This window comes from Brenneria sp. g21c3, from assembly GCF_040240345.1.
In the GTDB taxonomy this organism is placed as follows: Bacteria; Pseudomonadota; Gammaproteobacteria; order Enterobacterales; family Enterobacteriaceae; genus Brenneria.
Genome location: NZ_JBEIAB010000002.1, coordinates 282,835 through 309,831 on the forward strand (window position 1 = coordinate 282,835; position 26,997 = coordinate 309,831).

Genomic DNA, 26,997 nt, shown 5'->3' on the forward strand with positions numbered 1-26,997 from the left:
TAACAGCGGTAGGACTTTTTCCCGGTTTTTTGATGTTGTTCAGCCACTGGATGAGTGGCATTTGTGAGATTAAATTTATTATGGTCATGAATATATTAACAAAAATTTTTGGTAGCCGTAACGAACGAACCCTGCGCCGTATGCGCAAGAAAGTTGATATTATTAATCGTCTGGAACCTGATATGGAAAAGCTTTCGGACGATGAACTGAAAGCCAAAACGGATGAATTTCGTGAGCGTCTGAAAAAAGGCGAATCATTGGACGGTTTGCTGCCGGAAGCTTTTGCCGTGGTGCGCGAATCGAGCAAACGCGTGTTCGGGATGCGTCACTTCGACGTTCAGTTACTCGGCGGGATGGTGCTGAATGAGCGTTGTATCGCCGAGATGCGTACCGGTGAAGGTAAAACGCTGACGGCGACGCTGCCGGCCTATCTTAATGCTTTGACCGGCCGCGGCGTTCACGTGGTGACGGTGAACGATTATCTGGCGCAGCGTGATGCGGAAAATAACCGTCCGCTGTTTGAGTTTCTGGGCCTGACGGTGGGGATTAACCTGCCGGGCATGCCGGCGCCTGCCAAGCGCGAGGCCTATGCCGCCGATATCACTTACGGCACCAACAACGAATATGGTTTTGACTACCTGCGCGACAACATGGCTTTCAGCCCGGAAGAACGCGTGCAACGTAAGCTGTATTATGCGTTGGTGGATGAAGTCGACTCCATCCTGATCGATGAAGCCCGTACCCCGCTGATTATTTCCGGTCCGGCGGAAGACAGTTCTGAGATGTATATCCGGGTTAACAAAATTATTCCCCACCTGATCCGTCAGGAGAAAGAGGATTCAGATACTTTCCACGGCGAAGGGCATTTCTCGGTTGATGAGAAATCGCGTCAGGTTAACCTGACCGAACGTGGTCTGGTGTTGGTTGAAGAGCTGTTGGTGAAAGAAGGCATCATGGATGAAGGCGAGTCGCTGTACTCGCCGGCCAATATCATGCTGATGCACCATGTCACCGCGGCTTTGCGCGCTCATGTGCTGTTCGCGCGTGATGTGGATTACATTGTGAAGGATGGTGAAGTCATCATCGTGGATGAACACACCGGACGTACCATGCAGGGGCGTCGCTGGTCCGATGGTTTACACCAGGCGGTGGAAGCGAAAGAAAACGTCGCTATTCAGAATGAAAACCAGACATTAGCGTCGATCACTTTCCAGAATTATTTCCGCCTGTATGAAAAACTGGCCGGGATGACCGGTACGGCGGATACCGAAGCCTTTGAATTTAGTTCTATTTATAAGCTGGATACCATTGTGGTTCCAACCAACCGCCCGATGATTCGTAAAGATCTGCCCGATCTGGTCTATATGACCGAGAGCGAGAAGATTGACGCCATCATTGAGGATATCAAAGATCGCTCCGTAAAAGGGCAGCCGGTGCTGGTAGGGACGATTTCCATCGAGAAGTCGGAGGTGGTGTCTCAGGCGCTGGAAAAAGCGGGCATCAAGCACAATGTGTTGAACGCTAAATTCCACGCTATGGAAGCGGATATCATTGCGCAGGCGGGGCAAGCCGGCTCGGTAACCATCGCCACCAACATGGCCGGTCGTGGTACCGATATCGTGCTGGGGGGCAGTTGGCAGACGGAAATCGCCCGACTGGAAAACCCGGATGAGGCGCAGATAGCCGAGATTAAAGCCGCATGGCAGACACGTCATGATGCGGTACTGGCGGCAGGCGGTTTGCATATCATTGGTACTGAACGCCATGAATCCCGTCGTATCGATAACCAGCTCCGTGGTCGTTCCGGTCGTCAGGGGGATGCGGGGTCGTCGCGTTTCTATCTGTCGATGGAAGATGCGTTGATGCGTATCTTTGCTTCCGACCGTGTCTCCAACATGATGCGTAAACTGGGTATGAAACCCGGCGAGGCGATTGAGCATCCCTGGGTAACGAAGGCGATCGCCAACGCGCAGCGCAAGGTGGAAAGTCGTAACTTCGATATTCGTAAGCAGTTGCTTGAATATGATGATGTCGCCAACGATCAGCGCCGGGCGATTTACTCTCAGCGTAACGAACTGCTGGACGTTTCCGATATTAGCGAAACCATTAACAGCATTCGCGAAGATGTCTTCAAGGTGACGATCGATAGCTACATTCCGCCGCAATCTCTGGAAGAAATGTGGGATACCGAAGGTCTGGAGCAGCGTCTGAAAAACGACTTCGATCTGGATATGCCGATTAAAGAATGGCTGGATAAAGAACCCGAGCTACACGAAGAGACGCTGCGTGAGCGCATTCTGCAACAGGCGATTGAAGAATATCAGCGTAAAGAAGAGGTTGTGGGCAGCGAAGTGATGCGCAACTTTGAGAAAGGCGTTATGTTGCAAACGCTGGACTCCCTGTGGAAAGAGCATTTGGCGGCAATGGACTATCTGCGTCAGGGGATTCACCTGCGAGGCTATGCGCAGAAGGATCCCAAGCAGGAGTATAAACGTGAGTCTTTCGCCATGTTTGCCGCTATGCTGGAATCGCTGAAATATGAAGTGATCAGCACGCTGAGCAAGGTGCAGGTCCGCATGCCGGAAGAGATTGAGGCGCTGGAACAACAGCGTCGTGAAGAAGCGGAACGCCTGGCTCGCCAGCAGCAGCTGAGTCACCAGGAGGAGGCCGGCCAGACCGCCGGCGCGCCTGTTCATGCCGACCGCAAGATTGGTCGTAACGATCCCTGTCCTTGCGGTTCCGGGAAAAAATATAAGCAGTGCCACGGTCGTTTACAGAAATAACCGATCGTTGAATTGAGCGATAATATAAAGGCGGTCGCAGAGATCGCCTTTTACTTGATAGGACGTATGATGGAGCAAAAACAGTTATCCGTTGCGGTGGGTATTATCCGTAATGCCGAGCAAAAGTACTTTATTGCCTGTCGCCCCGCGGGTGTGCATATGGCCGGTATGTGGGAGTTTCCCGGTGGGAAAGTTGAAGCGGGAGAAACGCCGGAGCAGGCATTGATTCGCGAACTGCGCGAGGAAACCGGCATCGAAGCGGAAAATCCGCAGCCGTTGGGCAATAAAACGTTCTCCACGCCGGAACGTATGATAACGCTGCATTTCTTTCTGGTGGAGCATTGGCGGGGTGAGCCGTATGGCCGCGAAGGGCAGGCTTCTCGCTGGCTGCGGGTGGAGGAGCTGTCTGAAGATGAATTCCCACCAGCGAATGCGGAAATGATCCGCTGGTTGAAATCCCATTAACTTTTAAAATCAGACGGTTGCAATCGGTCGCTATGTGTTTTAATGCTGAGATTCGCTCCACTCTTCGCTGTCTGAAATGATATCGTCACTGGGGATACGTTTTTCTTCATCCGCCCATTCCCCCAGATCGATAAGCTGGCAGCGTTTGCTGCAAAACGGGCGATATATACTTTTTTCGCTCCATTCGACCGGTTTTTTACAGGTCGGGCATTTTACGATGGTTACGTCATTATCCATGGGGTTCTCCTATACCTTTTATCTTTCAAATGGTTGCGTTGAAATCGATAGGGTATATTCTGATTAACTGTTTAAAAATGATTAACAACAGGCCAGTTCAAACGTCAGGCGTTGTGGAATTTGTCCGTTCTCGCTATCCAACGCCAGGAAACGGATGGCGTAGCGCGTTTTATGACCAGATATTTGTGGGTAAAGTTGAAGGGCCAAATCGATGCGTAAGCGCAGAAGATCGGCGTCTGACGCATTATCCTGAAAGAAACCGTTCAGACTAATTTGCGGGCGGAATGGCGCAGAATGACGAATCAACTCCAGTATCATCGTCAGCGATGTCTTCAACGGCGCCAATGAGTCAAGCCAGCCCGCCACCAACTGTTCGCGCAGTTCCTGTGGCTGATAGAGCCAGATATGCAGGGTCGGCAAGTCGAAACTGCAACATCCCCCCGGTATGCTTATCCGTTGGCGAACCATGCCGATCAGGCGGTCTTCGCGCAATATTTGTCCCATACGCGGCGCCGCCATCAGTACCGTTGCATGTTCCTTCAACTGGTGGCGCAGAGCATGGATACGTTCCATATCGACACCCGGCACGTTACTCCATTGCAATAACTTCTGTTGCTGGCGTTCCAGCTCTTTCAACAGTTCGGTACGAACGTCCCCGCGTTCCAATACGTCCATCAGATCGGCAATGGCGCGAAAGAACGTCAACGCGCTTCCCATATCAGTGAGGGAATGGTTGCGATGCAACTGCTGTAACAACGACTCGATACGCAACCAGGTACGCATTTTCTCGTTTAACGGATATTCAAACAAAATGGTTGAGGATGCGTCACTCATTCTTAGTAATCCTGTTAGCGGCTGAGGCGGCGAGCTCAAGATAACGTTGATGCAATTGCGCAACGCATGAAGCAAGCTCTCTTTGGCTACGGTTATTATCAATAATATCATCGGCATGAGCCAGGCGTTGTTCCCGCGTAGCCTGGGCCGCCAGTATGTTTTCAGCTTGTTGTCGACTGATGCCGTCCCGCGCCAGCGTACGTTCAAGCTGCGTGTCCCGGTTCACGTCGACAACCAGAACACGTTGAGCATGTTGTTGTAAATCGTTCTCTATCAGTAATGGCACAACCCACAATACATAGGGGGCGGTCGATGCTTGAATTTGAGACTGCGTCTGTGCGTGAATTAATGGATGTAGCAGGCTATTCACCCATTGTTTGTCCTCCGGAGAGGAAAAGATTTTTTGACGTAACGCCGCACGATGCAAAGAACCATCAGCGTTAAGGATATTGTCGCCAAATCGGTGTTTGATGGCGTCCAGCGCGGGTTTTCCGGGTTCAACGACCTGACGCGCAATGATATCCGCATCAATGATGGTTACCCCAAGTTTGGCAAACTCATCGGCTACCGTGCTTTTCCCACTGCCGATACCGCCGGTTAAGGCTACGATATAGGTCATATGCCGATTTTTAAAGTTAATGGATAAATTTATCTGATTTTATCGCAAATAAAGGAAAATTCGCAGTCTTGCCGCAGGATTATTCCTGCGTATGATAACGTCACTGGGAATGGCATTAATCTTATCGCTCGCAATTTTTGCGAATCGTCGCCACTAGCCAGGAATCCAAAGCTCATGCGTATTGAAGAAGATTTAAAGTTAGGCTTTAAAGACGTTCTCATCCGACCCAAACGCTCTACTCTCAAAAGCCGTTCTGATGTTGAGCTTGAGCGGCAATTCACTTTTCTCCACGCCGGGTGCGACTGGTCCGGCGTGCCGGTTATCGCCGCCAATATGGATACCGTCGGGACATTTGGCATGGCGGAGGCGTTGGCGTCCTTTGACGTATTAACGGCAGTCCACAAGCATTATTCGGTGGAGCAATGGGCTGCTTTCGTGCAACGCGCATCCGTGTCCGTGCTACGCCATGTGATGGTCTCAACCGGTACCTCAGAAGCTGATTTCATCAAACTCAAGCAGATTCTGGCGCTGTCGTCGGAACTGAAGTTTATTTGTATCGATGTCGCCAATGGGTATTCGGAGCATTTTGTCACCTTTCTGCAAAAAGCGCGTGAAGCCTGCCCGGATAAAGTCATTTGCGCGGGGAATGTGGTGACGGGGGAAATGGTCGAAGAGCTGATTTTGTCTGGCGCCGATATTGTGAAGGTCGGTATTGGTCCGGGATCCGTCTGCACCACCCGGGTGAAGACCGGCGTTGGCTATCCTCAGTTGTCCGCCGTTATCGAGTGCGCCGATGCCGCGCACGGCCTGGGCGGACAGATCGTCAGCGACGGCGGTTGTTCCGTTCCCGGTGATATCGCCAAGGCCTTTGGCGGCGGGGCGGATTTCGTCATGTTGGGCGGCATGCTGGCCGGACACGATGAGTGTGAAGGCGCCATTGTTGAAGAGAATGGCGAAAAAATGATGCTGTTCTATGGCATGAGCTCCGCGTCGGCGATGGAGCGTCATGTCGGCGGCGTGGCGGAGTATCGCGCCGCCGAAGGGAAAACGGTCAAACTGCCGCTGCGCGGGCCGGTTGAGAATACCGTGCGGGATATTCTGGGTGGGTTGCGCTCCGCCTGTACCTATGTCGGCGCATCCCGTTTGAAGGAACTGACTAAGCGCACCACGTTTATCCGCGTCGCCGAACAGGAAAACCGTATCTTCAATAATTGATTTCCCACCCTTATGCTGCAAGCCGTGGGAAAAGCGACGCTGCGGCCATTTGCAGGATGAGGGGCCGCTATCGGGTTTTGTTGGCCGATGGCGGTATGGATGAAGGAGGGTATTGGCTGGTTCAGGCTCCGGCCAATACATTGCCCAGTTGAAAAATCGGCAGGTACATGCCGATAACCAGAGCGCCCACCATCCCCCCGACAATCAGCATCATGACCGGCTCCAGCGTTTGCATCAGCGTTTCCGCCTGCTGTCGCGTTTTTCGCTCATACCACTGCGCCAACTGCGTAAACAACGTATCCAATTCCCCGGTTTCCTCGCCGACGCGGATAAGCTGCTGACAAGGCGGCGGGAAGAGGGCTGCATAGCGTTGTGTCGCATGATTCAGCGTGACGCCCTGGTGAATCTCTGTTTGGATCCGTTGAATAGCGCGCTGGTAAACGGGGTGATGGATCGTCGCCGCGGCATCCAATCCAGCCGGCAATGTCAGCCCCGCGTGCTGCGTCATCGCCAGTATCTGAAATATCTGGCTTAGGCAGTTACCGCGGATCAGATTCGCGATGACGGGCAACCTGAGCAACCAAGCCTGTTCTTTTTCCCGCCAGCCGCGTCTGCGCCGGCGTAAGCTGATATAGCCCGCCGCACCGGCGGAAGTGAGGATCAAGCCCGCCAGACCATAGTCGGCGAGTCCCTGCGACAGCGACAGTAATTGTTGGGTAAACCAGGGCAGCGGCGTGTCGAAAGATGCATACAGGCTGGAAAACTCCGGTAACACCAGGGTGAGCATCAGGACGCTGACCAGCAACGCAATGATCAATACGAAGCAGGGATAGCGCAGCGCTTTGATCACCTGTTGCTGTAACCGGGATCTTCGCTCCTGCTGTCGGGCCAATTGAAAGCAGCATTCATCAAGGTTGCCCGTCAGCTCACCGACGGCGATCAGGGAACGATAGATGACGGGGAAAATATGCGGATACGTCGCTAACGTCTCAGACAGTGATTTCCCTTGTGCGATCTGGACGCTAATCTCTGTTAGTATGCAACGCCAGCCCGGACGCTCATGCTGCTCAGCCATCAGCTTAAGGGCTTCCAGCAGGGGAAGCCCCGCGTGTAAAAGCATGGCCAGTTGTTTGATAAGTTCATTGAGCTGTTCTCCCTTCCAGTAACGCGGCGACAGATATTGGCCTGTTTTCAATGACAGGGGCTGATACCCCTGAATAATTAAACGGGTATAGGCCTGTTGTCGTTGAGCGCTAATCATCTCGCCGTGGAGCAATGTTCCTTCCTGAGTAAGCGCCTGCCAGTAATAGAGGCGTTCCCATCTCATCACGCCGCCCCCTGATCCAGAACGCCTGCGCCGGCAATGCGATAGATTTCTGTTATCGACGTCACGCCTTGATTGACCAGCGCTAAGCCGGCCGCCAGCAGGGTGATCGAGCCTGATTCGCGCGCGAGCCGCGCTAGTCGGTTGTTGTTCGCGTTATCGGCCAATGCCTGCTGTAGCGCGGGCGTAATCACCAGGAATTCATAGATGGCGATACGGTCATAGTAACCGGACAAACAGTGACTACAGCCTTTGGCCTGCCAGTGCCGCAACGGACCGCGCCACAGTTCCGCCGGCAGCTGAGATAGCGGTTCGGCCGGCGTTTTACAGTGAGGACACAGACGACGCACCAGGCGTTGGGATATCACCAGTTTCAGGGCCGCGGCGATCAGGTAGCCCGGTATGCCGAGGTGGCTCAGCCGGGTCAGCGTTTCCACCGCGGAGTTGGTGTGCAGCGTGGACATCACCAAATGCCCGGTTTGCGCCGCTTTAACGGCAATTTCCGCGGTTTCGGCATCGCGGATCTCGCCGACCATGATCACGTCCGGATCCTGACGCAACATCGCGCGTAGTATCCTGCTGAAATCCAGATCCGCTTTAGGGTTGATCGCCGTCTGATTGATCCCCGGCAGCGGGATTTCAATGGGATCCTCCACGCTGCAAATATTGCGGCTGACATCGTTCAGCCAGCGAATGGCGCTGTATAGCGTGACGGTTTTGCCGCTGCCGGTGGGGCCGGTTACCAGGATCATGCCCTGCGGCATGCCGAGCACTCGGATCAGTCGGGCCAGATCGCCGTCTGAAAGCCCCAGTTTAGCCAGCGCCAGCTCTTGCTGTTGCGTTTGCTGGACGCGCAGCACTACTTTTTCCCCATGTTGCACGGGCAGTGTCGCAATGCGTAACGAATAGACCTGCTGATCCAGCGTGAGACTGAACTGCCCATCCTGCGGCAATCGCCGCTCGGCGATATTCAGCTTACCCATGATTTTCAGCCGGGCGGTAATACGCGTGCTCAGTTCGGCCGGCGGGGGCGATATTTCCTGTAATACGCCGTCGATGCGTAAACGGACGCGATACTGAGTCAGCAACGGCTCTAAATGAATATCGGATGCGCGACGTTGAATCGCCAGGCGTAATGTTTGATTAATAAAATGAACCGCCGGCGTATCTTCGTCGTTGATATGATCTTCTGGCTCGGCATGGTAATCCTCCGTGGGCTCTGCCACGGTTTTTACCGGATTGAGCTGTTGCTCCATTCTGGCCTGCGGCCACTGTTCAAGCAAAATCTGCCGGTTGCCGGCAAAACGCAGCGCGGCGAGCATGTCCGCCGAAGGGGCGCCGCTGACCGCCACCGACAACGTTTGTTCATCCATGTTCAGCAGCAATGCGTGATAGCGCCGGCACAGTATCTGTAATTCATGGGTGAGATGCTCTGCGTCGTCCATGGTTAACTCGCCGTATTGTCAAAACGGAAAACATCCTGACAGGCGGTTTGCAGGCTGTCTGTTTTACTTTCGGTAACGCAATTTTTAGTCCAGCGCGATGTGCTGGTGCTGGTATCCCACACCGGCGTCAATACGACGCTCAACCCTTTTAACGTGGATTGCCCGGTTAAGGTGATGATGCCCTGGCTAACGCTTACCGTGCTGACATAACGTGAGGATTTGCTGCCGGGAATACCCTGATTACCCGCATTGCAGGTTGAGAAAGCCGCGTTTTCCAGTCCGCAAAGGTCGACGGCGGTTTTATATGACGCCATCGTTTGCAGCATATCGGTCATCGCGGCCTTTTGCAGATAGCCCTGGTAGGCCGGTACGCCTATTGCGCTGAGGATCGCGACAATCGCGATGACGATCATCAATTCAACCAGCGTGAACCCCTGTTGTTTGCCCATTGTCGCTTTTCCCTGTTGTCTATTGGTCGATGTTGCGTGTCGCGACAAGATAGAAAACATGACGACGGCTGGCGACAGGCGATGATGAAAAGCGGAATACGGTGCGGAGAAGAATAGGGGATTTATCGATTATTGACTGGTTTTTGCGAGGGCTTTTGCAATTTGCGGGCGTCGATATGCTCGCCATAGCGGAAGAGGTGAAAAAATAGCCGTGGTTTTCTTACGGCAAAGCCCCCTGCGCCGGGGGGCGGGGGGCTATAGCAAAACAGCCGTCAGATAAAGCGCATCGATAAATCCAGCGCGCGGATATGCTTGGTCAGTGCGCCGACGGAAATATAGTCCACGCCGGTTTGCGCATAATCGCGCAGCGTCTCGATCGTGACGTTGCCGGAGATTTCCAGCAGCGCGCGCCCCTGGACGATGCTTACCGCTTCACGGATTTTTTCCAGACTGAAATTGTCCAGCATGATGATATCCGCGCCGGCATCCAACGCCTGTCGCAGTTCATCCAGTGATTCCACCTCCACTTCCACCGGCACATCGTCGCGCAGTAAAAGGGCTTTTTCCACCGCCTGTCGGATTGAGCCGGCCGCGATGATATGGTTTTCCTTGATCAAAAAGGCATCGGCTAAACCAAGCCGGTGGTTATTGCCGCCGCCGCATGACACGGCGTATTTCAGCGCGGTGCGCAATCCCGGAATGGTTTTTCGGGTATCCAGCAACCGGGTGCCGGTGCCTTGCAGCAACGCGGCGTAATGGCTGACCTCCGTTGCCACGCCGGACAACGTTTGCAGGAAATTCAGCGCGGTACGTTCCCCGGTCAGCAGCTGTTTGGCCGGGCCGGCGATATCGCACAGGATTTGGTCGGGCGCGATGGCATCGCCATCGGCGACGCGCCAGGTTATGGACGTTGTCCCGCCAAGTTGAGCAAAAACTTCCTCAAGCCAGCGTTTGCCGCAGAAGATACCGGCTTCACGGGTGATAATACGGGCATGAGCCTGGGGGTTATCCGGCAACAATCGTGCGGTGATATCTTGCGAGGCATCGACCACGCCGCCTAAATCTTCACTTAACGCTAGCCGGACGCTGGCGGGAATATCCTGCGCAATACGATTGCGCAGATCGATCTGGCGTTGTTCCTGACTGTAGCGACGCGTTGTCATCACAAAAGCTCCGAAGGGGGGATTCGGGGTTCTATGCTACCTTGTTTATGTGACGACATCCAGAATGAATAATTGTTTTAATTCAATAGATTAAATCATTTTGTCGATGAGGCGGGGATCCGTCAGTACTATGGGATGGGATTGGCGGCGGGGAAGGCGTCTTCCCCGCGCCCTGGTTGCATCAGGTCAGGCCTGATGAATCGCTTTAAAAGTTGTAGCCCACCACCAGGTAATAACCCCAGCCGGTTGATTTCACTTCAAATGGCCCCTGGCCGAAATTCAGCTCGGCGCCGTCCGCCCACTGTCCGCCGTTGTGGAAATAACGGGCGGCGACGGCGTAGTGCCAGTGGTCGTAACCCAGCGACAGAATATGACTGGAGGCGATGAAGTTACCGGTACGCGACCGGCCGTCTTTATTGCGCAGGTCTGATCCGAAATCAAAGTTGGTGAAACCGATATACGTGACGTTGCCGCCCCACAGCGATCCTAACGGATAGAAGTATTTCACTTTGAAACGGTAGCCGTCCCATTCGTTTTCATTACCGGCGCCATAGTTCTTCCACTGGTATTTGGCATAGATATTGGTGGAAAGCGATAAGTCGGTGCCGGTATCGATATCGTTGCCCAATCCCACATACCAGGTGCTTTGCCGCGAATCACTGCTGCGCCCGTGGTCGTAAATGATGTTGTTGGCGACATACCACTCTTTGAACGGGCCGACGCCAAGGTCGACGCCCGTCAGCTTATCGATGGAAAAGCGTGGTTCAATTTCCACGAACAGCGGCGAGCCATCGTCCCAGGCGCCGCGGTCATGCGAGTTTCCCACGCCGAAGAATTTGGGGACATCGACATAGCCGTAAAAATCGAACCAGTCTTTGCGGGCGAACGCCTCATATTCCAGATAGACATCATTGTTTAACTGAGGTCCGAAGCGGGTGTGGTAGCTTCCCACCACGTTGATGCTCTGATGCCACCAGTCGGAAAGATACTCTGGTTTATTCTCGTCAGCGAGAGCCGGCACGCTGTAGGACAAGGCGACCAAAGCGCCTGCGGCGAAAGTTTTTTTCATGTTAATTTCCGTATTGTTGGCAAAGTGTGTTGTGATGTCGGTTGTTGTTGCATAGGTTTTTGTTATGAATGACAAATGTTTGTCATTTTATGTCGTTATTGTAAATAAAAATTGATGCAGTGCGCGTTAGTTAATTAATGTCTTCGGTTTGTTGCATTAAAATTGTGATGCGTATCACTATTTTTTTATGGGAAGAGGGGAGGTCTGGCGCGAAGGCCGTGTGTTAATTTCGATTTACCGTCTTGCCATGATCGGCGGGGGAAACAATAAAACCTTTTTGTATCCAGCCGGTTAGGCATGATGTTGAGAAACATGGTACTCTGTTGACCGGCGCATTCTGGTTAAACCGCATTTCGCTTCGCGCGCCAGATTCAGCCCGGCAAACGACATGATGCGAGGTTATCGCCGATGCTTTTGGAAAATGGCTGGTTATCCGAGATAAAACATATTCCTTCCCCACATTGTGATCGTCGCCCCGACGATGAATCGCCTTCTCTGCTGGTTATCCACAATATCAGTTTGCCGCCGGGGGAATTCGGCGGGCCTTACATCGATCAATTGTTTACTGCGACGCTGGATCCGACGGCGCACCCTTATTTTGTCGATATTTGTCATTTACGCGTTTCCGCGCACTGCCTGATTCGCCGCGATGGGGAAATTATTCAATACGTACCTTTTCATCAGCGGGCCTGGCATGCCGGCGTTTCTGCGTTTGCCGGGCGCGAGCGGTGTAACGATTTTTCCATCGGCATCGAACTGGAAGGAACGGATACGTTACCTTTTACTACTGAACAATATTCTCAGTTGGTGGCGATAACAGGAATGCTGATGAACGCATACCCCATTACCCCGGCGCGCATTACCGGACACAGCGATATCGCCCCCGGACGTAAAACCGATCCGGGGCCGGCTTTCGATTGGGATTGTTATCACCGTCTGTTACAGGAAAACGGGATAGAGAACGAAGGGAGTATAAAACGATGACGCTGTTTACATTGTTGCTGGTATTGGCGTGGGAGCGTCTGTTCAAGCTGGGTGAGCATTGGCAATTGGATCACCGGCTTGAAGCGGTGTTTCGTCATCTCTCCTCGCCTTCTTTATTGCAAACCCTGTTTCTGACGCTGTGCTGCATGGGCGTATCGGCGGTCCTGCTATGGCTGGCCGGCGGGCTGTTGTTTGGTCTGATTCTCTTGCTGTTGTGGGTGGTGATTGGTCTGATGTGCATCGGCGCGGGGAGCGTCCGCCAGCATTATCGCCGCTATCTGCAAGCGGCCGGGAACGGCGAAGCCGGCGCCAGTCAGGAAATGGCCTCGGAGTTGGCCTTAATTCACGGTTTACCCGTCGGCGCAGGCGAACAGGAACGGTTAAAAGAACTTCAGAACGCCCTGCTATGGATTAACTTTCGCTTTTATTTGGCGCCCTTGTTTTGGTTTACCGTGGCAGGTTCTTACGGCCCTGTCGCTGTGGCGGGCTATGCTTTTTTACGTGCCTGGCAGACCTGGCTGGCACGCCATCATACGCCGCTGGCGCGTGCGCAGTCGGGCGTGGATTCCTTGTTGCATTGGCTGGACTGGATCCCGGTGCGTCTGGCCGGCGTGGCTTATGCGCTGTTGGGACATGGCGAGAAGGCGCTGCCGGCATGGTTTGCCTCGCTTGGCGACTACCGTAATTCGCAATATTGGGTGTTGACCCAATTGGCGCAATTCTCGCTGGCGCGTGAACCGCATATCGACCCCGTTGAAACGCCGAAGGCCGCGGTGGCGCTGGCGAAAAAAGTCACGTTGACGTTGGTGGTGGTGGTGGCGTTGCTAACGATTTATGGGGCGCTGGTGTAAAGCGAAACGGAAAAAAATGGCCGAGGATATCGGCCATTTTTGCGGTGTAAGCTGAATTAACTCACCTGGTTTTTCTGTTTAATCGCGTAACCAATGCCCAGAATAATCAGCCATACCGGGATCAATAACACGGAAATGCGAATGCCCGGCGTCAGATACATGATGACCAGAATACCGGCCAGGAACAGCAGGCAGATATAGTTGCCCAGCGGGTAAAGCAGCGCTTTAAACTTGGTCACTGTCCCTTCGCGGTCTTTCTGCGCGCGGAACTTCAGGTGGGCAAGGCTGATCATCGCCCAGTTTATCACCAGCGCGGAAACCACCAGCGCCATCAATAGTTCAAACGCTTTGCCGGGGATCAGGTAATTGATCAGTACGCAGAACGCGGTGGCCAGGGCGGAAACCCCAATCGCCACCACCGGCACGCCGCGGGCGTCGACCGTTTTCAGCGCTTTTGGCCCGTTGCCTTGATGGGCCAGACCGAACAGCATACGGCTGTTGCAATAAACGCAGCTGTTGTATACCGACAGCGCCGCGGTCAGAACCACGATGTTCAATACGGTCGCCACCACGTTGCTGTTCAACTCATGGAAAATCAGCACAAAGGGGCTGCCGCCTTCCACGACTTTCCCCCACGGGTAAAGTGACAGCAGAATGGAGAGCGAACCGATATAAAAGATCAGGATGCGGTAAAGAACCTGATTAGTCGCGCGTGGAATGCTTTTTTCCGGGTCATCCGCTTCCGCCGCGGTGATGCCGACCAGCTCCAGCCCGCCGAATGAGAACATGATCACCGCCATCGCCATTAAGAGCCCGGTCGCTCCGTTGGGGAAGAAGCCGCCCTGCGCCCACAGGTTGGTGACGGTCGCTTCCGGACCGCCGGTGCCGCTAATCAATAGCCAGCCGCCAAATACGATCATGCCGATAATGGCCGTCACTTTGATGATGGCGAACCAGAACTCCATCTCACCGTAAATTTTGACGTTCGCCAGATTGATGGCGTTAATCACCAGGAAGAAAACGGCGGCGGAAACCCAGGTGGGGATATCGGGCCACCAGTACTGAACATAAATTCCCACGGCGCTCAGTTCCGCCATGGCGACCAGCACATACAGCACCCAGTAGTTCCAGCCGGAGGCAAAACCGGCAAAGTTGCCCCAATATTTATAAGCAAAATGGCTGAAAGAACCCGCAACCGGTTCCTCTACCACCATTTCTCCCAGTTGGCGCATGATAAGAAAGGCGATCAGCCCACCTATGGCGTATCCCAATATGACCGACGGTCCGGCCATTTTGATCGTTTGAGCAATACCGAGAAAAAGCCCGGTTCCCACTGCGCCACCCAGGGCAATCAACTGAATATGACGGTTTTTTAAACCACGTTTTAACGCTCCGTCTTGTTGTTGACCATCCATTAATTTAACCCTCTGCCGTTGTTGACAAAAACGAACTGCCTCCTGAGAAGCGCCGCGCATTTATGCGGTTACGTTTGTGTAATTTTATATTTACGATAACGCGCAAACTAATATTCTCTCGCCGCTATCGTTTGTCAGAGAATAGTGGCAAGCCAACAAGATTGCACTGATTTCTTGCTGGCCTACATAGAAAAATTATAGCCGCATCAATGTCTCACACAGCAGTTGGCCATTCCGATTGCCAGGGACGGTTTTTGGCGCGCCGTTTTTCGCTTAGCTTTACCTTTTTGTCGTGAAGTAGCCCGATAAGCGGCGGAATCGCACGGGAAAACACCTCGTCGCCGATCTGTTTTTTGAATAAAAAATCACATTAAATGAATTTTTATTGATGTTTAAACGGTTCAGCATCGCTCGGTTTTCGTTTCATGAAAGTTAAAATTCAGGTGGCGGAATTAATGGTAAGACCACCGGTGTGCTTTTACTTTGCCTTACATTGCGGCCGCATTTGTTAAAATCTGGGGGGATTGGTAATTTTGCTCAACGTCCTTATGGACAGAAGGTGAATAATTTGTTACTTTAGCGTCACGTTTTTGAAATTGGTATTACCAATTGACTCCGCGCCATTCGCAGAGATGAATTCACCATGGCATACAGCAAGATCCGTCAGCCCAAACTATCAGATGTGATTGAGCAGCAACTGGAGTTTCTGATCCTTGAGGGAACCTTGCGCCCCGGCGAGAAACTGCCCCCGGAGCGTGAACTGGCCAAACAGTTCGATGTCTCCCGCCCTTCTCTGAGAGAAGCCATTCAACGCCTGGAAGCCAAAGGATTACTTTTGCGCCGACAGGGCGGCGGCACTTTCGTGCAGGCCAATCTATGGCAAAGCGTCAGCGATCCGCTGGTCGCGTTGCTGAGCAATCACCCTGAATCACAATTCGATCTGCTGGAAACCCGTCATGCGCTGGAAGGCATCGCCGCCTATTACGCGGCCCTGCGCGGCACCGAGTCGGATTTGCAACGTATCCGCGATTGCCACGCGGTGACTCAGCAGGCCAGAGACGCGGGCGATTTGGCGGCGGAATCGGAAGCGGTGATGCAGTATCAGATAGCCGTAACAGAGGCGACCCATAATGTGGTGCTGTTGCACCTGCTACGCTGTATGGGACCGATGCTTGAACAGAATGTCAGACAGAATTTTGAATTGCTTTATCTAAGCCGGGAAGTGCTGGCGCAGGTGAGCGTTCATCGCGCCGGGATTTTTGAGGCGATTGTTGCCCGCGAGCCTGAGAAGGCGCGCGAAGCATCACATCGTCATCTGGCGTTTATTGAGGAAGTATTGCTGGATCTTAACCGGGAAAATAGCCGACGAGAAAGGTCATTGCGCCGGCTCCAGCAACGCAAGGATTGAGCGTCCTTTATATTTGGGGACGTTGAATACGGCGACTACGACACGAGCCTGTCTTCATGTGTTTTACTCGGATTATAGCGGGTTCAGAGCACAGGAAGACAGGCTCCAACAAACCAACTTATTAGAGAAGATAAGGAAAAACCATGTCAGATCGTTTAAATAATGACGTGGATCCGATCGAAACCCGCGACTGGCTGCAGGCGATCGAATCGGTCATCCGTGAAGAGGGTGTTGAGCGCGCTCAGTTCCTGATTGATCAGGTGTTGGGCGAAGCGCGTAAAGGCGGAGTCAGCGTTGCCGCCGGCAGCGCTGCAAGCCAATACGTCAACACCATCGCAGTTGAAGATGAACCGGAATATCCAGGCAACCTGGATCTGGAAAGCCATATCCGTTCAGCTATTCGCTGGAATGCGGTAATGACGGTGCTGCGCGCTTCGAAAAAAGATCTGGAGCTGGGCGGTCACATGGCTTCTTTCCAGTCTTCCGCAACTTTCTATGAAGTGTGCTTTAACCACTTCTTCCGCGCGCGCAACGCACAGGACGGCGGCGATCTGGTTTACTTCCAGGGCCACATTTCTCCCGGCATTTATGCCCGCGCCTTCCTTGAGGGCCGTCTGACCGAAGAACAGATGAACAACTTCCGTCAGGAAGTGCACGGTAAGGGCCTGTCTTCTTATCCTCACCCGAAACTGATGCCTGAGTTCTGGCAGTTCCCGACCGTCTCCATGGGGCTGGGGCCGATTGGCGCTATCTATCAGGCTAAGTTCCTGAAATACCTTGAGCATCGCGGCCTGAAAAACACCTCTCAACAAACCGTTTACGCTTTCCTGGGCGACGGTGAAATGGACGAGCCGGAATCCAAAGGCGCGATCACCATCGCCACCCGCGAAAAACTGGACAACCTGGTGTTCGTTATCAACTGTAACCTGCAACGCCTCGACGGCCCGGTTACCGGTAATGGCAAGATTATCAACGAACTGGAAGGTATCTTCGGCGGCGCCGGCTGGGAAGTGATCAAGGTGATCTGGGGCGGACGCTGGGACGAACTGCTGCGTAAAGATACCAGCGGCAAACTGGTCCAACTGATGAATGAAACCGTTGACGGCGACTATCAGACGTTCAAATCCAAAAACGGCGCCTATGTGCGCGAGCACTTCTTCGGCAAATATCCGGAAACCGCCGCGCTGGTGAAAGACTGGACCGACGATCAAATCTGGGCATTGAACCGCGGCGGCCACGATCCGAAGAAAGTTTACGCCGCGCTGAAAAAAGCGCAGGAAACCAAAGGCAAGCCGGTGGTTATTCTGGCGCATACCATTAAAGGCTATGGTATGGGCGAAGCGGCCGAAGGCAAGAACATCGCGCACCAGGTCAAGAAAATCAACATGGAAGGCGTGCGCTACTTCCGCGATCGTTTCAATGTGCCGGTCAGCGATGAAAATATCGAAAAACTGCCGTTCATCACGCTCGATAAAGATTCCGCGGAATATAAATACCTGCACGAACGTCGTCAGGCGCTGGAAGGCTACCTGCCGACTCGCCAGCCGACTTTCAGCGAAACGCTGGAACTGCCGACGCTGGAAGATTTCCGCAGCCTGCTGGACGAGCAGAATAAAGAAATTTCCACCACCATCGCTTTCGTGCGCGCGCTGAACGTTATGCTGAAGAACAAGTCGATCAAAGATCGTCTGGTGCCGATCATCGCCGATGAAGCGCGTACCTTCGGTATGGAAGGTCTGTTCCGCCAGATCGGGATTTACAGCCCGAACGGTCAGCAGTACACCCCGCAGGACCGCGAGCAGGTCGCCTACTATAAAGAAGACGAGAAAGGTCAGATTCTACAGGAAGGGATCAACGAGCTGGGTGCCGGCGCGTCCTGGCTGGCGGCGGCCACCTCCTACAGCACCAACGACCTGCCGATGATCCCGTTCTACATCTACTATTCGATGTTCGGTTTCCAACGTATCGGCGACCTGTGCTGGGCGGCGGGCGATCAGCAGGCGCGCGGCTTCCTGATCGGCGGGACTTCCGGTCGGACTACGCTGAACGGCGAAGGCTTGCAGCACGAAGACGGCCACAGCCACATTCAGTCGCTGACCATCCCGAACTGTATTTCCTACGATCCGGCCTATGCTTATGAAGTGGCTGTCATCATGCATGACGGTTTGCATCGTATGTACGGCGAAGCGCAGGAAAATATTTACTACTACATCACCACGCTGAACGAAAACTACCACATGCCCGCCATGCCGCAGGGTGCGGAAGAGGGTATCCGCAAGGGTATCTACAAGCTGGAAACGGTGGAAGGCGACAAAGGCAAAGTACAGTTGCTGGGCTCCGGCTCCATTCTGCGCCACGTGCGTGAAGCGGCGCAGATTCTGGCGAAAGACTACGGCATCGGTTCCGACGTGTTCAGCGTCACGTCCTTCACCGAACTGGCGCGCGACGGTCAGGATTGCGAGCGCTGGAATATGCTGCACCCGACCGAAGAACCACGCGTTCCTTACGTGGCTCAGGTTCTGAGCGATGCGCCGGCCGTAGCCTCAACCGACTACATGAAGCTGTTCGCCGAGCAAATTCGCAACTTCATCCCGGCCAGCGATTATCGCGTGCTGGGAACCGACGGTTTCGGACGTTCCGACAGCCGTGAGAACCTGCGTCACCACTTTGAAGTGGATGCGTCTTACGTGGTGGTTGCGGCCCTGGGTGAACTGGCTAAGCGCGGTGAAATCGATAAGAAAGTGGTTGCCGAAGCGATTGGCAAATTCGAGATCGATGCAGATAAAGTCAACCCGCGTCTGGCATAAGAGGTAAAGATTACATGGCTATCGAAATCAACGTACCGGATATCGGTGCAGATGAAGTTGAAGTCACCGAAGTGCTGGTGAAGGTGGGCGACAAAGTTGAAGTTGAACAGTCGCTGATCACCGTGGAAGGCGATAAAGCCTCTATGGAAGTGCCTTCCCCGCAGGCCGGTGTGGTAAAAGAGATCAAGGTTGCGGTGGGCGACAAAGTCGAGACCGGCAAGCTGATTATGATTTTCGATTCCGCCGACGGCGCGGCCGATGCCACGCCTGCCAAGGCTGAAGAGAAAGAAGAGAAAAAAGAAGCATCCAAACCGGCGGCTCAGGCGGCCAGCGCCAGCAAAGACGTCGCCGTGCCGGACATCGGCGATGACGAAGTCGAAGTCACCGAAGTGCTGGTGAAAGTGGGCGACAAGGTGGAAGCCGAGCAGTCGCTGATCACCGTGGAAGGCGACAAAGCGTCGATGGAAGTGCCTGCGCCGTTCGCCGGCGTGGTGAAAGAGATCAAAATCAACACCGGCGATAAAGTGAAAACCGGCTCGCCGATCATGGTGTTTGAAGTGGCGGGCGCGGCTGATGCCGCTCCGGCTAAAGAAGAGAGCGCCGCGGAAGCCGCGCCCGCCGCCGGCAGCGCGCCAGCCGCGAAAGACGTCGCCGTGCCGGATATCGGCGATGACGAAGTCGAAGTCACCGAAGTGCTGGTGAAAGTGGGCGACAAGGTGGAAGCCGAGCAGTCGCTGATCACCGTGGAAGGCGACAAAGCGTCGATGGAAGTGCCTGCGCCGTTCGCCGGCGTGGTGAAAGAGATCAAAATCAATACCGGCGACAAAGTGAAAACCGGTTCGCCGATCATGGTGTTTGAAGTGGCGGGCGCAGCCCCGGCCGCCGCGCCGGCCGCCAAACAGGAAGCGGCGCCGGCTAAGCAGGAAGCCAAAGCCGCCGCGCCTGCGCCGGCCGCGAAAGCGGAAAGCAAAGGCGAGTTCGCCGAAAATGACGCTTACGTTCATGCTACGCCGGTTATCCGCCGTCTGGCGCGTGAGTTCGGCGTCAATCTGGCTAAAGTGAAGGGGACCGGGCGTAAAGGCCGTATCCTGCGCGAAGACGTTCAGGCCTATGTGAAAGAGGCGGTTAAACGCGCCGAATCCGCGCCGGCCGCCGCCAGCGGCGGCAGTCTGCCGGGTCTGTTGCCATGGCCGAAAGTCGACTTCAGCAAGTTCGGCGAAGTGGAAGAAGTGGAGCTGGGCCGTATCCAGAAAATCTCCGGCGCCAACCTGAGCCGCAACTGGGTGGTTATTCCACACGTTACGCACTTCGACAAAACGGATATCACCGAGCTGGAAGCGTTCCGTAAACAGCAGAACGCGGAAGCGGAGAAACGTAAACTGGATGTGAAAATCACGCCGGTGGTTTTCATCATGAAAGCCGTTGCCGCTGCTCTTGAGCAGTTGCCGCGTTTCAACAGTTCGCTGTCCGAAGACGCCCAGCGTCTGACGCTGAAGAAATACATCAACATCGGCGTGGCGGTCGATACGCCGAACGGTCTGGTGGTTCCGGTGTTCAAAGATGTGAACAAGAAGGGCATCATCGAGCTGTCTCGTGAACTGGCGACGATCTCCAAGAAAGCGCGCGACGGTAAGCTGACCGCAGGCGAAATGCAGGGGGGATGTTTCACCATCTCCAGCATCGGCGGTCTTGGCACCACGCATTTCGCGCCGATTGTCAACGCGCCGGAAGTGGCTATCCTGGGCGTATCCAAGTCCGCGATAGAGCCGGTCTGGAACGGCAAAGAGTTTACGCCGCGTCTGATGCTGCCGATCTCTCTGTCCTTCGACCACCGCGTCATTGACGGTGCTGATGGTGCGCGCTTTATTACCATCATCAACAACACGCTGTCGGATATTCGTCGTCTGGTGATGTAACCGTAAAGGCTGGCCTTACGGCCAGCCTTTTTGTTAACGTCAGTGTTGCTAACAATATTCTGTTTCTAGAACCCGGATAGTGGGTTTAGGCGCTTAAATATTATCAGACGACACTGTTGAGACCGCGTTTACTTACAGGTGATTTGCAGATTGTTAACAATTATGTAAACTGCCGACGGTGAAAGCGTCCCGGTGGATGAAGGGCGTACTTAAATTAACTCGCCATAAGAATGTCGTCTGACCGCCGGACAAACAAAACATGAGGTCATGATGAGTACTGAAATTAAAGCTCAGGTGGTGGTACTTGGTGCCGGCCCCGCAGGCTATTCCGCGGCATTCCGCGCTGCGGATCTCGGCCTGGAAACCGTACTGGTGGAACGTTACTCCACGCTGGGTGGCGTGTGTCTGAACGTTGGCTGTATCCCTTCCAAAGCTCTGTTGCACGTAGCCAAAGTGATTGAAGAAGCCAAAGCGCTGGCGGAGCACGGCATTGTATTCGGTGAACCTAAAACCGATATTGATAAAATCCGCCTGTGGAAAGAGAAAGTCATCAAGCAGCTAACCGGCGGTCTGTCCGGTATGGCGAAAGCCCGTAAAGTGAAAGTCGTTAACGGTCTGGGTAAATTCACCGGCGCCAATACGCTGGAAGTGGACGGCGAAAACGGCAAAACGACGATCAATTTCGAAAACGCGATCATCGCCGCCGGCTCGCGTCCGATCCAACTGCCGTTTATTCCCCATGACGATCCGCGCGTATGGGACTCCACCGATGCGCTGGAACTGAAAAGCGTGCCGGAACGTCTGTTGATCATGGGCGGCGGCATCATCGGTCTGGAAATGGGTACCGTCTATCATGCGCTGGGCTCGCAGATCGACGTGGTGGAAATGTTCGATCAGGTGATCCCGGCCGCTGATAAAGACATCGTCAAAGTGTTCACCAAACGTATCAGCAAGCAGTTTACGCTGATGCTGGAAACCAAAGTGACCGCCGTGGAAGCCAAAGAAGACGGTATCTACGTGACGATGGAAGGCAAAAAGGCGCCGGCCGAACCGCAACGTTATGATGCGGTGCTGGTGGCTATCGGCCGCGTGCCGAACGGTAAAAACCTGGATGCGGGCAAAGCGGGCGTTGAAGTCGACGAACGCGGCTTTATCCGCGTGGATAAGCAGTTGCGCACCAACGTGCCGCACATCTATGCCATCGGCGATATCGTCGGTCAGCCGATGCTGGCGCATAAAGGCGTACACGAAGGTCATGTCGCCGCGGAAGTGATTGCCGGCAAAAAACACTACTTCGATCCGAAAGTGATCCCGTCCATCGCTTATACCGAGCCGGAAGTGGCCTGGGTCGGGCTGACCGAGAAAGAAGCGAAAGAGAAAGGCATCAGCTACGAAACGGCGACCTTCCCCTGGGCAGCCTCCGGCCGCGCCATCGCGTCCGATTGTTCGGACGGTATGACCAAACTGATTTTCGACAAAGAGACGCATCGCGTTATCGGCGGGGCGATTGTCGGCACCAACGGCGGCGAACTGTTGGGTGAAATCGGTCTGGCCATCGAGATGGGTTGCGATGCGGAAGATATCGCGCTGACTATCCATGCTCACCCGACGCTGCACGAATCCGTCGGTCTGGCGGCCGAGATTTATGAAGGCAGCATTACCGACTTGCCGAACCCGAAAGCCAAGAAAAAGTAAGCGCGTCTACGCATAGTGAAAAATCCGGCGATTATGCCGGATTTTTTTATGGCGGCTTTGCTCGGAAACGGCGAACCGGTTGTCTCTCTTCGCGATTTCGTCAAGGCGGCGTACTTACCGCGTCAATTATCCCAGCGTTTACGACAGGTCTCGTTTGTTAGCCACGTTCTTTTCGCGGCGTCATCGAGGGATGTGAGGTTTTCCAGACAAATTAGGCCGTAGCCGTCATGCGTATCCAGGACGCCGACGCCGACGGCGTCATTCACGCCGGCCTTAATGCGCTCCCATTCCTGCTTTGACAAGCGCAATGATATCGATTTACCCAGCAACGTGTCATCACTGCTGCTTAACACTTTTCCTTCAACCCGCAGCGGGTCGGGGTAACCGGAAATGAGCGACGGCGAGCGCAAGACTGACGAAGAAAGTTCCCGATCCGCTTCAACGCTTTTGATCTGAACCACGGCCTTTCGGCTAGGCAATTCCATTTCCACGCCTTTGAACATGGCATTTTCTGCCTTGATCTCAATTTTTTTGCTAAATGAAAAGGACATGCTGGCTCCTGAGTACGCAATAAGCAGTACAGCGAGTATCGCCGATGTGAGTAAGCCTCTCGCGCTATTGCGCTTCAACATAACTATCCTTATCCGGGGTAAACCCGATATCGCCGCGGCGGCCCCGGCTCTCCTGAGTTGGAAACGAACGGTATTGATCAAAAACGATTCTTCACCTGTCCCGGCGTGATGCCGAAGGCGCGGCGCAGAGCGGTGGTGAAGTTGGCCGGGCTGTTATAGCCGGCGAGGCTGGCGGCCTGCGCAATACCGATGCCGTCTTTTTGCAGCGCCAGCATCGCGCGCTGTAAACGGCAATTTCTCAGGTATTCAAACACCGTGATGTTGAATGTCTGGCGAAAATGACGTTGCAGCGTGCTTTCACTCATACTGACGCTTTTGGCGATGTCGGCGATGGAAAGCTGGTCGGCGCTGCCGCTTTCCAGCATATCCCGAACCTGATGGACGCGCTGATGATTGCGCAGATGAACGCCGGGCGCGGTTTTATTCTGTATCGCGTGGGCGGTGAGTGAATCGAAGGCTTCGATAATCAGCATCATGCACTGGCTTTCCAGATACAGGCGTTGCAGCGGCGTATGGCAAGGGCCGGCGTTCAGGATCTGCCAGGCGATGGACATCGCCTGACGCGACGGCGTCCATAAATGGGTGGCGAGATGGGTTTGCGTGAAGTCATAAATGGTCTGCCAGTCGTTGACCGTATCCAGCAGGTTGCCGTACAGCCATTCGCGGCTGAAGGTGAGGGAAACGGTGCGCTCGTATTCATCCCGCTTACCGTTGCGGCTAAATTGCGTGGGTTCGGTCAGCGAAATCAGCGACGCGGGCTGGTGATTGCCCAGGTGCAGCAATTTTTCGTTATAGGTAATATGCGCGACGCCGTTTACCACGATAGCCAGTTTGATCGCGCCGTTCAGCACGCTCTGGGTTTTCATGTTGTGCAGGTTGATCACATCCGCCGTATGCAAAATCAGATCGCGGTTCAGCCGTATCACGTCGAAATTGCCGAACAGTACCGGCGTATCGTCAATCAACCTCGGTCCAAGCAGGCGATAATCATTCGTCACCAGGCTGGACTGCTGGACGATGTGATTCTTATAAATCGATTTCGATGACGGTACGTGATTTTGCATGATCCCCCCTCATATTCTCTGGTTATCGTCCGCCATTTTGCCGCTTGCGCAAAACAATTCGCCGTTTGCACAAAACCCGTGCCAAAAAACAAATGTAACAATGACTGACCAAAATTGGTAATGCAAATACTTCTCAGTAGCATTTTTCGTTGATGGTCAGCACGCGGCGGGCGGGTAATCCTGTCCGCTCGCTCAATGATAAGGCAGCCTTTTCTCCACAAAGTATGGAGCCCGTTTTACGGTGATAAATGAAGCTTGCCTGCGCCATTCAACATCCGCCGTCTTTCCAATTATGATTCTACAGGGCGATTTTAGATGATGAGATTACCACCACGTCACTACCTGGCGACGCTTATCGGCTTGAGCTGTTCGACAACGCCGTTCATGACATGGGCCGATACGGCCGCTACCCAGCAAACCCAGCAGGAGACCGCATCGGACGCTGACGACACCATCGTGGTCACTGCCGCGGAGCAGACCCGTCAGGCGCCGGGCGTGTCGGTGATCACCGCGCAAGATATCGCCAGGCGTCCGCCGGCCAACGATCTGTCGGAACTGATCCGCACCATGCCGGGGGTGAACCTTACCGGGAACTCCACCAGCGGACAGCGCGGGAACAATCGCCAGATCGATATTCGCGGCATGGGGCCGGAAAATACGTTGATTCTGGTGGACGGCAAACCGGTTTCCAGCCGCAATGCGGTGCGCTATGGCTGGCGCGGCGAACGCGATACGCGCGGCGACACCAACTGGGTGCCGGCCGATATGGTGGAGCGCATCGAGGTGCTGCGCGGCCCGGCGGCGGCGCGCTACGGCAACGGCGCCGCGGGCGGGGTGGTCAATATCATCACCAAACAGCCGACGCAGGAGCTGCACGGCAGTTGGAATACCTATCTGAACGCGCCGCAGCATAAGTCGGAAGGCGCCACCAAACGCACCGATTTCAGCCTGATGGGCGGCCTGACCGATAATCTGAGCTTTCGTTTGTACGGTAATCTGAATAAAACCCAGGCCGATGCCAGAGATATCAATGAAGGGCATCAGTCCGAGCGCACCGGCAATCAGATCAATTCTCTGCCCGCCGGTCGGGAAGGGGTGCGTAATAAAGACATTAACGGCCTGCTGCGCTGGGATATCACCAAACAGCAGTCGCTGGAGTTTGAAGCGGGCGTCAGCCGTCAGGGCAATATCTATGCGGGCGATAGCCAAAATACCAATAGCAATGCCAATGTTCTCAGCAATTACGGCAAAGAAACCAATCGCATGTACCGGCAGAACTTTGCGATTACGCACCGCGGCTATTGGGACAGCGGCGTCAGTTCAATGTCATATCTGCAATATGAACGCACCCACAATACCCGTATTCTGGAAGGATTAGCCGGCGGTACAGAAGGGATCTTCTTGTCGCCTGATGCGTTTAATACCATCAAGTTGAATAGTTTTACTGCGCATAATGAGGTCAATATTCCGTTTAATGCGCTATTCGATCAGGTGGCGACCATCGGCATCGAGTGGAACGAGCAGAAAATGAAGGATCCGGTGTCGAATACGCAGACCACCACTGAAGCCGGCAGCATTGGTTCGCTGAGCAGCAGCGGGCGCAGCGACAAGACATCCGCCCGTCTGGCGTCGGCGTTTGTAGAGGACAATATCCAACTGACGCCAAGCACGGCGCTGACGCCGGCGCTGCGTCTCGATCACCATAGCTCGGCGGGCACCAACTGGAGTCCGTCATTGAACCTGTCTCAGGAACTGGGAGAGGATTACACCCTGAAGCTGGGTATCGCCCGGGCTTACAAGGCGCCGAACCTGTATCAGACCAACCCTAACTATATCCTCTACAGCCGCGGCCAGGGGTGTTACGGCGGCAGCTCACAGAGCTGTTACCTGCTCGGCAATGAAGATTTGAAAGCGGAAACCAGTCTGAATAAAGAGATTGGTCTGGAGTTCCACCGCAACGGCTTGACGGCGGGCATTACCTATTTCCACAATGATTACCGCAATAAGATTGAGTCCGGCTTGTCGCCGATTGGTCAGGCCGTCGGAGGAAGCAATCCCGCTTACGCCAATGCCAATATTTTCCAATGGGGAAATATCCCGAAAGCGGTGGTGCAGGGGCTGGAAGGTAGCCTGAACGTTCCGGTAACGGAGAGCATCAACTGGCGTAACAATCTGACGTGGATGCTGGAATCGAAAAATAAAACCACCGGCGATTATCTCTCCATCACGCCGGAGTTTACTCTGAACTCATCGGTTGAATGGCAGGCGACGGAACAGCTTTCCTTCCTGGCGGATGTCACCTGGTATGGTCGGCAGAAACCTAAAAAGTATGACTATAACGGCAACCGGGTGACCGGCAGCGCCAGTGATGAACTCAGTCCATATGCGTTATTCGGTCTGAGCACCACCTATGAATTTAATAAATATGTGAGCGTAACAGGCGGCGTGGACAATCTGCTGGACAAGCGCCAGTTCCGCGCCGGCAACGCGCAGGGGGTGAATAATATCGCCGGCGCGGGCGCAGCCACCTATAACGAACCGGGCAGAACCTTTTTCGTTAGTCTGAACACGCGCTTCTAAGCGACGCCGGGCGACCAGCGCCAGGGGAATCACATGATCGTT

At 54.2% G+C, this 26,997-nt stretch carries 21 protein-coding genes; 10 read left to right on the forward strand and 11 right to left on the reverse strand.

All coding sequences use genetic code 11. The features are described 5' to 3' along the window. Nucleotides 1-80: 80 nt before the first annotated feature. Both secA and mutT read left to right on the forward strand, forming a co-directional pair. A complete protein-coding gene (secA, locus tag ABRZ28_RS04010; RefSeq protein WP_330519541.1) occupies nt 81-2,783 on the forward strand; it encodes a preprotein translocase subunit SecA in 2,703 nt (900 codons plus the stop codon). A 69-nt stretch (nt 2,784-2,852) separates the two neighbouring features. Beyond that, the gene (gene mutT, locus ABRZ28_RS04015) at nt 2,853-3,248 is read left to right on the forward strand and encodes an 8-oxo-dGTP diphosphatase MutT (protein WP_319604772.1); all 396 of its coding nucleotides are present in this window, start codon (nt 2,853-2,855) and stop codon (nt 3,246-3,248) included. A 39-nt stretch (nt 3,249-3,287) separates the two neighbouring features. Here the strand turns inward: mutT and yacG are convergent, their stop codons facing one another. From yacG to coaE, 3 genes are all read right to left on the reverse strand, one after another. Next, the gene (gene yacG, locus ABRZ28_RS04020) at nt 3,288-3,485 is read right to left on the reverse strand and encodes a DNA gyrase inhibitor YacG (RefSeq protein ID WP_319604608.1); all 198 of its coding nucleotides are present in this window, start codon (nt 3,483-3,485) and stop codon (nt 3,288-3,290) included. 81 nt (nt 3,486-3,566) lie between these two features. Next, nucleotides 3,567-4,319, reverse strand: coding sequence for a cell division protein ZapD (zapD, locus tag ABRZ28_RS04025; RefSeq protein ID WP_319604607.1), 753 nt, complete (start codon nt 4,317-4,319; stop codon nt 3,567-3,569). Next, nucleotides 4,312-4,938, reverse strand: a complete 627-nt coding sequence (gene coaE, locus ABRZ28_RS04030) for a dephospho-CoA kinase (protein ID WP_319604606.1) — start codon at nt 4,936-4,938, stop codon at nt 4,312-4,314. The genes zapD and coaE overlap by 8 nt, the downstream gene beginning before the upstream one ends. A 174-nt stretch (nt 4,939-5,112) precedes the next feature. Between coaE and ABRZ28_RS04035 the strand changes: the two genes are divergently transcribed. Next, complete coding sequence (locus tag ABRZ28_RS04035) at nt 5,113-6,153, forward strand: GMP reductase (RefSeq protein WP_330519542.1); 1,041 nt, start codon at nt 5,113-5,115, stop codon at nt 6,151-6,153. A gap of 121 nt (nt 6,154-6,274) precedes the next feature. Here the strand turns inward: ABRZ28_RS04035 and hofC are convergent, their stop codons facing one another. From hofC to ABRZ28_RS04060, 5 genes are all read right to left on the reverse strand, one after another. Beyond that, the gene (hofC, locus tag ABRZ28_RS04040) at nt 6,275-7,480 is read right to left on the reverse strand and encodes a protein transport protein HofC (RefSeq protein WP_330519543.1); all 1,206 of its coding nucleotides are present in this window, start codon (nt 7,478-7,480) and stop codon (nt 6,275-6,277) included. Then, on the reverse strand, nt 7,480-8,922 hold the full coding sequence (gene gspE / locus ABRZ28_RS04045) for a type II secretion system protein GspE (protein WP_319604602.1): 1,443 nt from the start codon (nt 8,920-8,922) through the stop codon (nt 7,480-7,482). Before gspE ends, hofC begins: the two co-directional genes overlap by 1 nt. A gap of 2 nt (nt 8,923-8,924) precedes the next feature. Further along, nucleotides 8,925-9,371: a prepilin peptidase-dependent pilin gene (gene ppdD, locus ABRZ28_RS04050; RefSeq protein ID WP_330519544.1), complete on the reverse strand. Its 447-nt coding sequence runs from the start codon at nt 9,369-9,371 to the stop codon at nt 8,925-8,927. 272 nt (nt 9,372-9,643) lie between these two features. Then, nucleotides 9,644-10,534: a carboxylating nicotinate-nucleotide diphosphorylase gene (nadC, locus tag ABRZ28_RS04055; RefSeq protein ID WP_319604600.1), complete on the reverse strand. Its 891-nt coding sequence runs from the start codon at nt 10,532-10,534 to the stop codon at nt 9,644-9,646. A gap of 205 nt (nt 10,535-10,739) precedes the next feature. Continuing rightward, a complete protein-coding gene (locus tag ABRZ28_RS04060) occupies nt 10,740-11,603 on the reverse strand; it encodes a nucleoside-specific channel-forming protein Tsx (RefSeq protein WP_330519545.1) in 864 nt (287 codons plus the stop codon). A gap of 408 nt (nt 11,604-12,011) precedes the next feature. On the opposite strand from ABRZ28_RS04060, the gene ampD reads away from it, so the two are divergent. Continuing rightward, entirely contained in the window at nt 12,012-12,587 is a 576-nt protein-coding gene (gene ampD / locus ABRZ28_RS04065; RefSeq protein ID WP_330519546.1) for a 1,6-anhydro-N-acetylmuramyl-L-alanine amidase AmpD, read from the forward strand. Continuing rightward, complete coding sequence (gene ampE / locus ABRZ28_RS04070) at nt 12,584-13,438, forward strand: beta-lactamase regulator AmpE (protein ID WP_319604597.1); 855 nt, start codon at nt 12,584-12,586, stop codon at nt 13,436-13,438. Before ampD ends, ampE begins: the two co-directional genes overlap by 4 nt. Nucleotides 13,439-13,494: 56 nt before the next feature. Here ampE and ABRZ28_RS04075 read toward each other — a convergent pair whose 3' ends face one another. Continuing rightward, complete coding sequence (locus ABRZ28_RS04075) at nt 13,495-14,853, reverse strand: amino acid permease (RefSeq protein WP_330519547.1); 1,359 nt, start codon at nt 14,851-14,853, stop codon at nt 13,495-13,497. 643 nt (nt 14,854-15,496) lie between these two features. Between ABRZ28_RS04075 and pdhR the strand changes: the two genes are divergently transcribed. The 4 genes from pdhR (at nt 15,497) to lpdA (ending at nt 22,679) form a co-directional block, all read left to right on the forward strand. Then, nucleotides 15,497-16,261, forward strand: coding sequence for a pyruvate dehydrogenase complex transcriptional repressor PdhR (gene pdhR / locus ABRZ28_RS04080; protein ID WP_319604595.1), 765 nt, complete (start codon nt 15,497-15,499; stop codon nt 16,259-16,261). 143 nt (nt 16,262-16,404) lie between these two features. Then, complete coding sequence (gene aceE, locus ABRZ28_RS04085) at nt 16,405-19,068, forward strand: pyruvate dehydrogenase (acetyl-transferring), homodimeric type (protein WP_330519548.1); 2,664 nt, start codon at nt 16,405-16,407, stop codon at nt 19,066-19,068. A gap of 14 nt (nt 19,069-19,082) precedes the next feature. After that, on the forward strand, nt 19,083-20,984 hold the full coding sequence (aceF, locus tag ABRZ28_RS04090) for a pyruvate dehydrogenase complex dihydrolipoyllysine-residue acetyltransferase (RefSeq protein WP_330519549.1): 1,902 nt from the start codon (nt 19,083-19,085) through the stop codon (nt 20,982-20,984). 270 nt (nt 20,985-21,254) lie between these two features. Next, complete coding sequence (gene lpdA, locus ABRZ28_RS04095; protein ID WP_319604771.1) at nt 21,255-22,679, forward strand: dihydrolipoyl dehydrogenase; 1,425 nt, start codon at nt 21,255-21,257, stop codon at nt 22,677-22,679. Nucleotides 22,680-22,801: 122 nt separating this feature from the next. Here lpdA and ABRZ28_RS04100 read toward each other — a convergent pair whose 3' ends face one another. Both ABRZ28_RS04100 and ABRZ28_RS04105 read right to left on the reverse strand, forming a co-directional pair. Beyond that, nucleotides 22,802-23,230, reverse strand: a complete 429-nt coding sequence (locus tag ABRZ28_RS04100; protein WP_330519550.1) for a hypothetical protein — start codon at nt 23,228-23,230, stop codon at nt 22,802-22,804. A 158-nt stretch (nt 23,231-23,388) separates the two neighbouring features. After that, complete coding sequence (locus tag ABRZ28_RS04105) at nt 23,389-24,375, reverse strand: helix-turn-helix transcriptional regulator (protein ID WP_330519551.1); 987 nt, start codon at nt 24,373-24,375, stop codon at nt 23,389-23,391. Nucleotides 24,376-24,693: 318 nt separating this feature from the next. Between ABRZ28_RS04105 and ABRZ28_RS04110 the strand changes: the two genes are divergently transcribed. Then, complete coding sequence (locus tag ABRZ28_RS04110; protein ID WP_330519653.1) at nt 24,694-26,955, forward strand: TonB-dependent siderophore receptor; 2,262 nt, start codon at nt 24,694-24,696, stop codon at nt 26,953-26,955. Nucleotides 26,956-26,997: the final 42 nt, after the last annotated feature.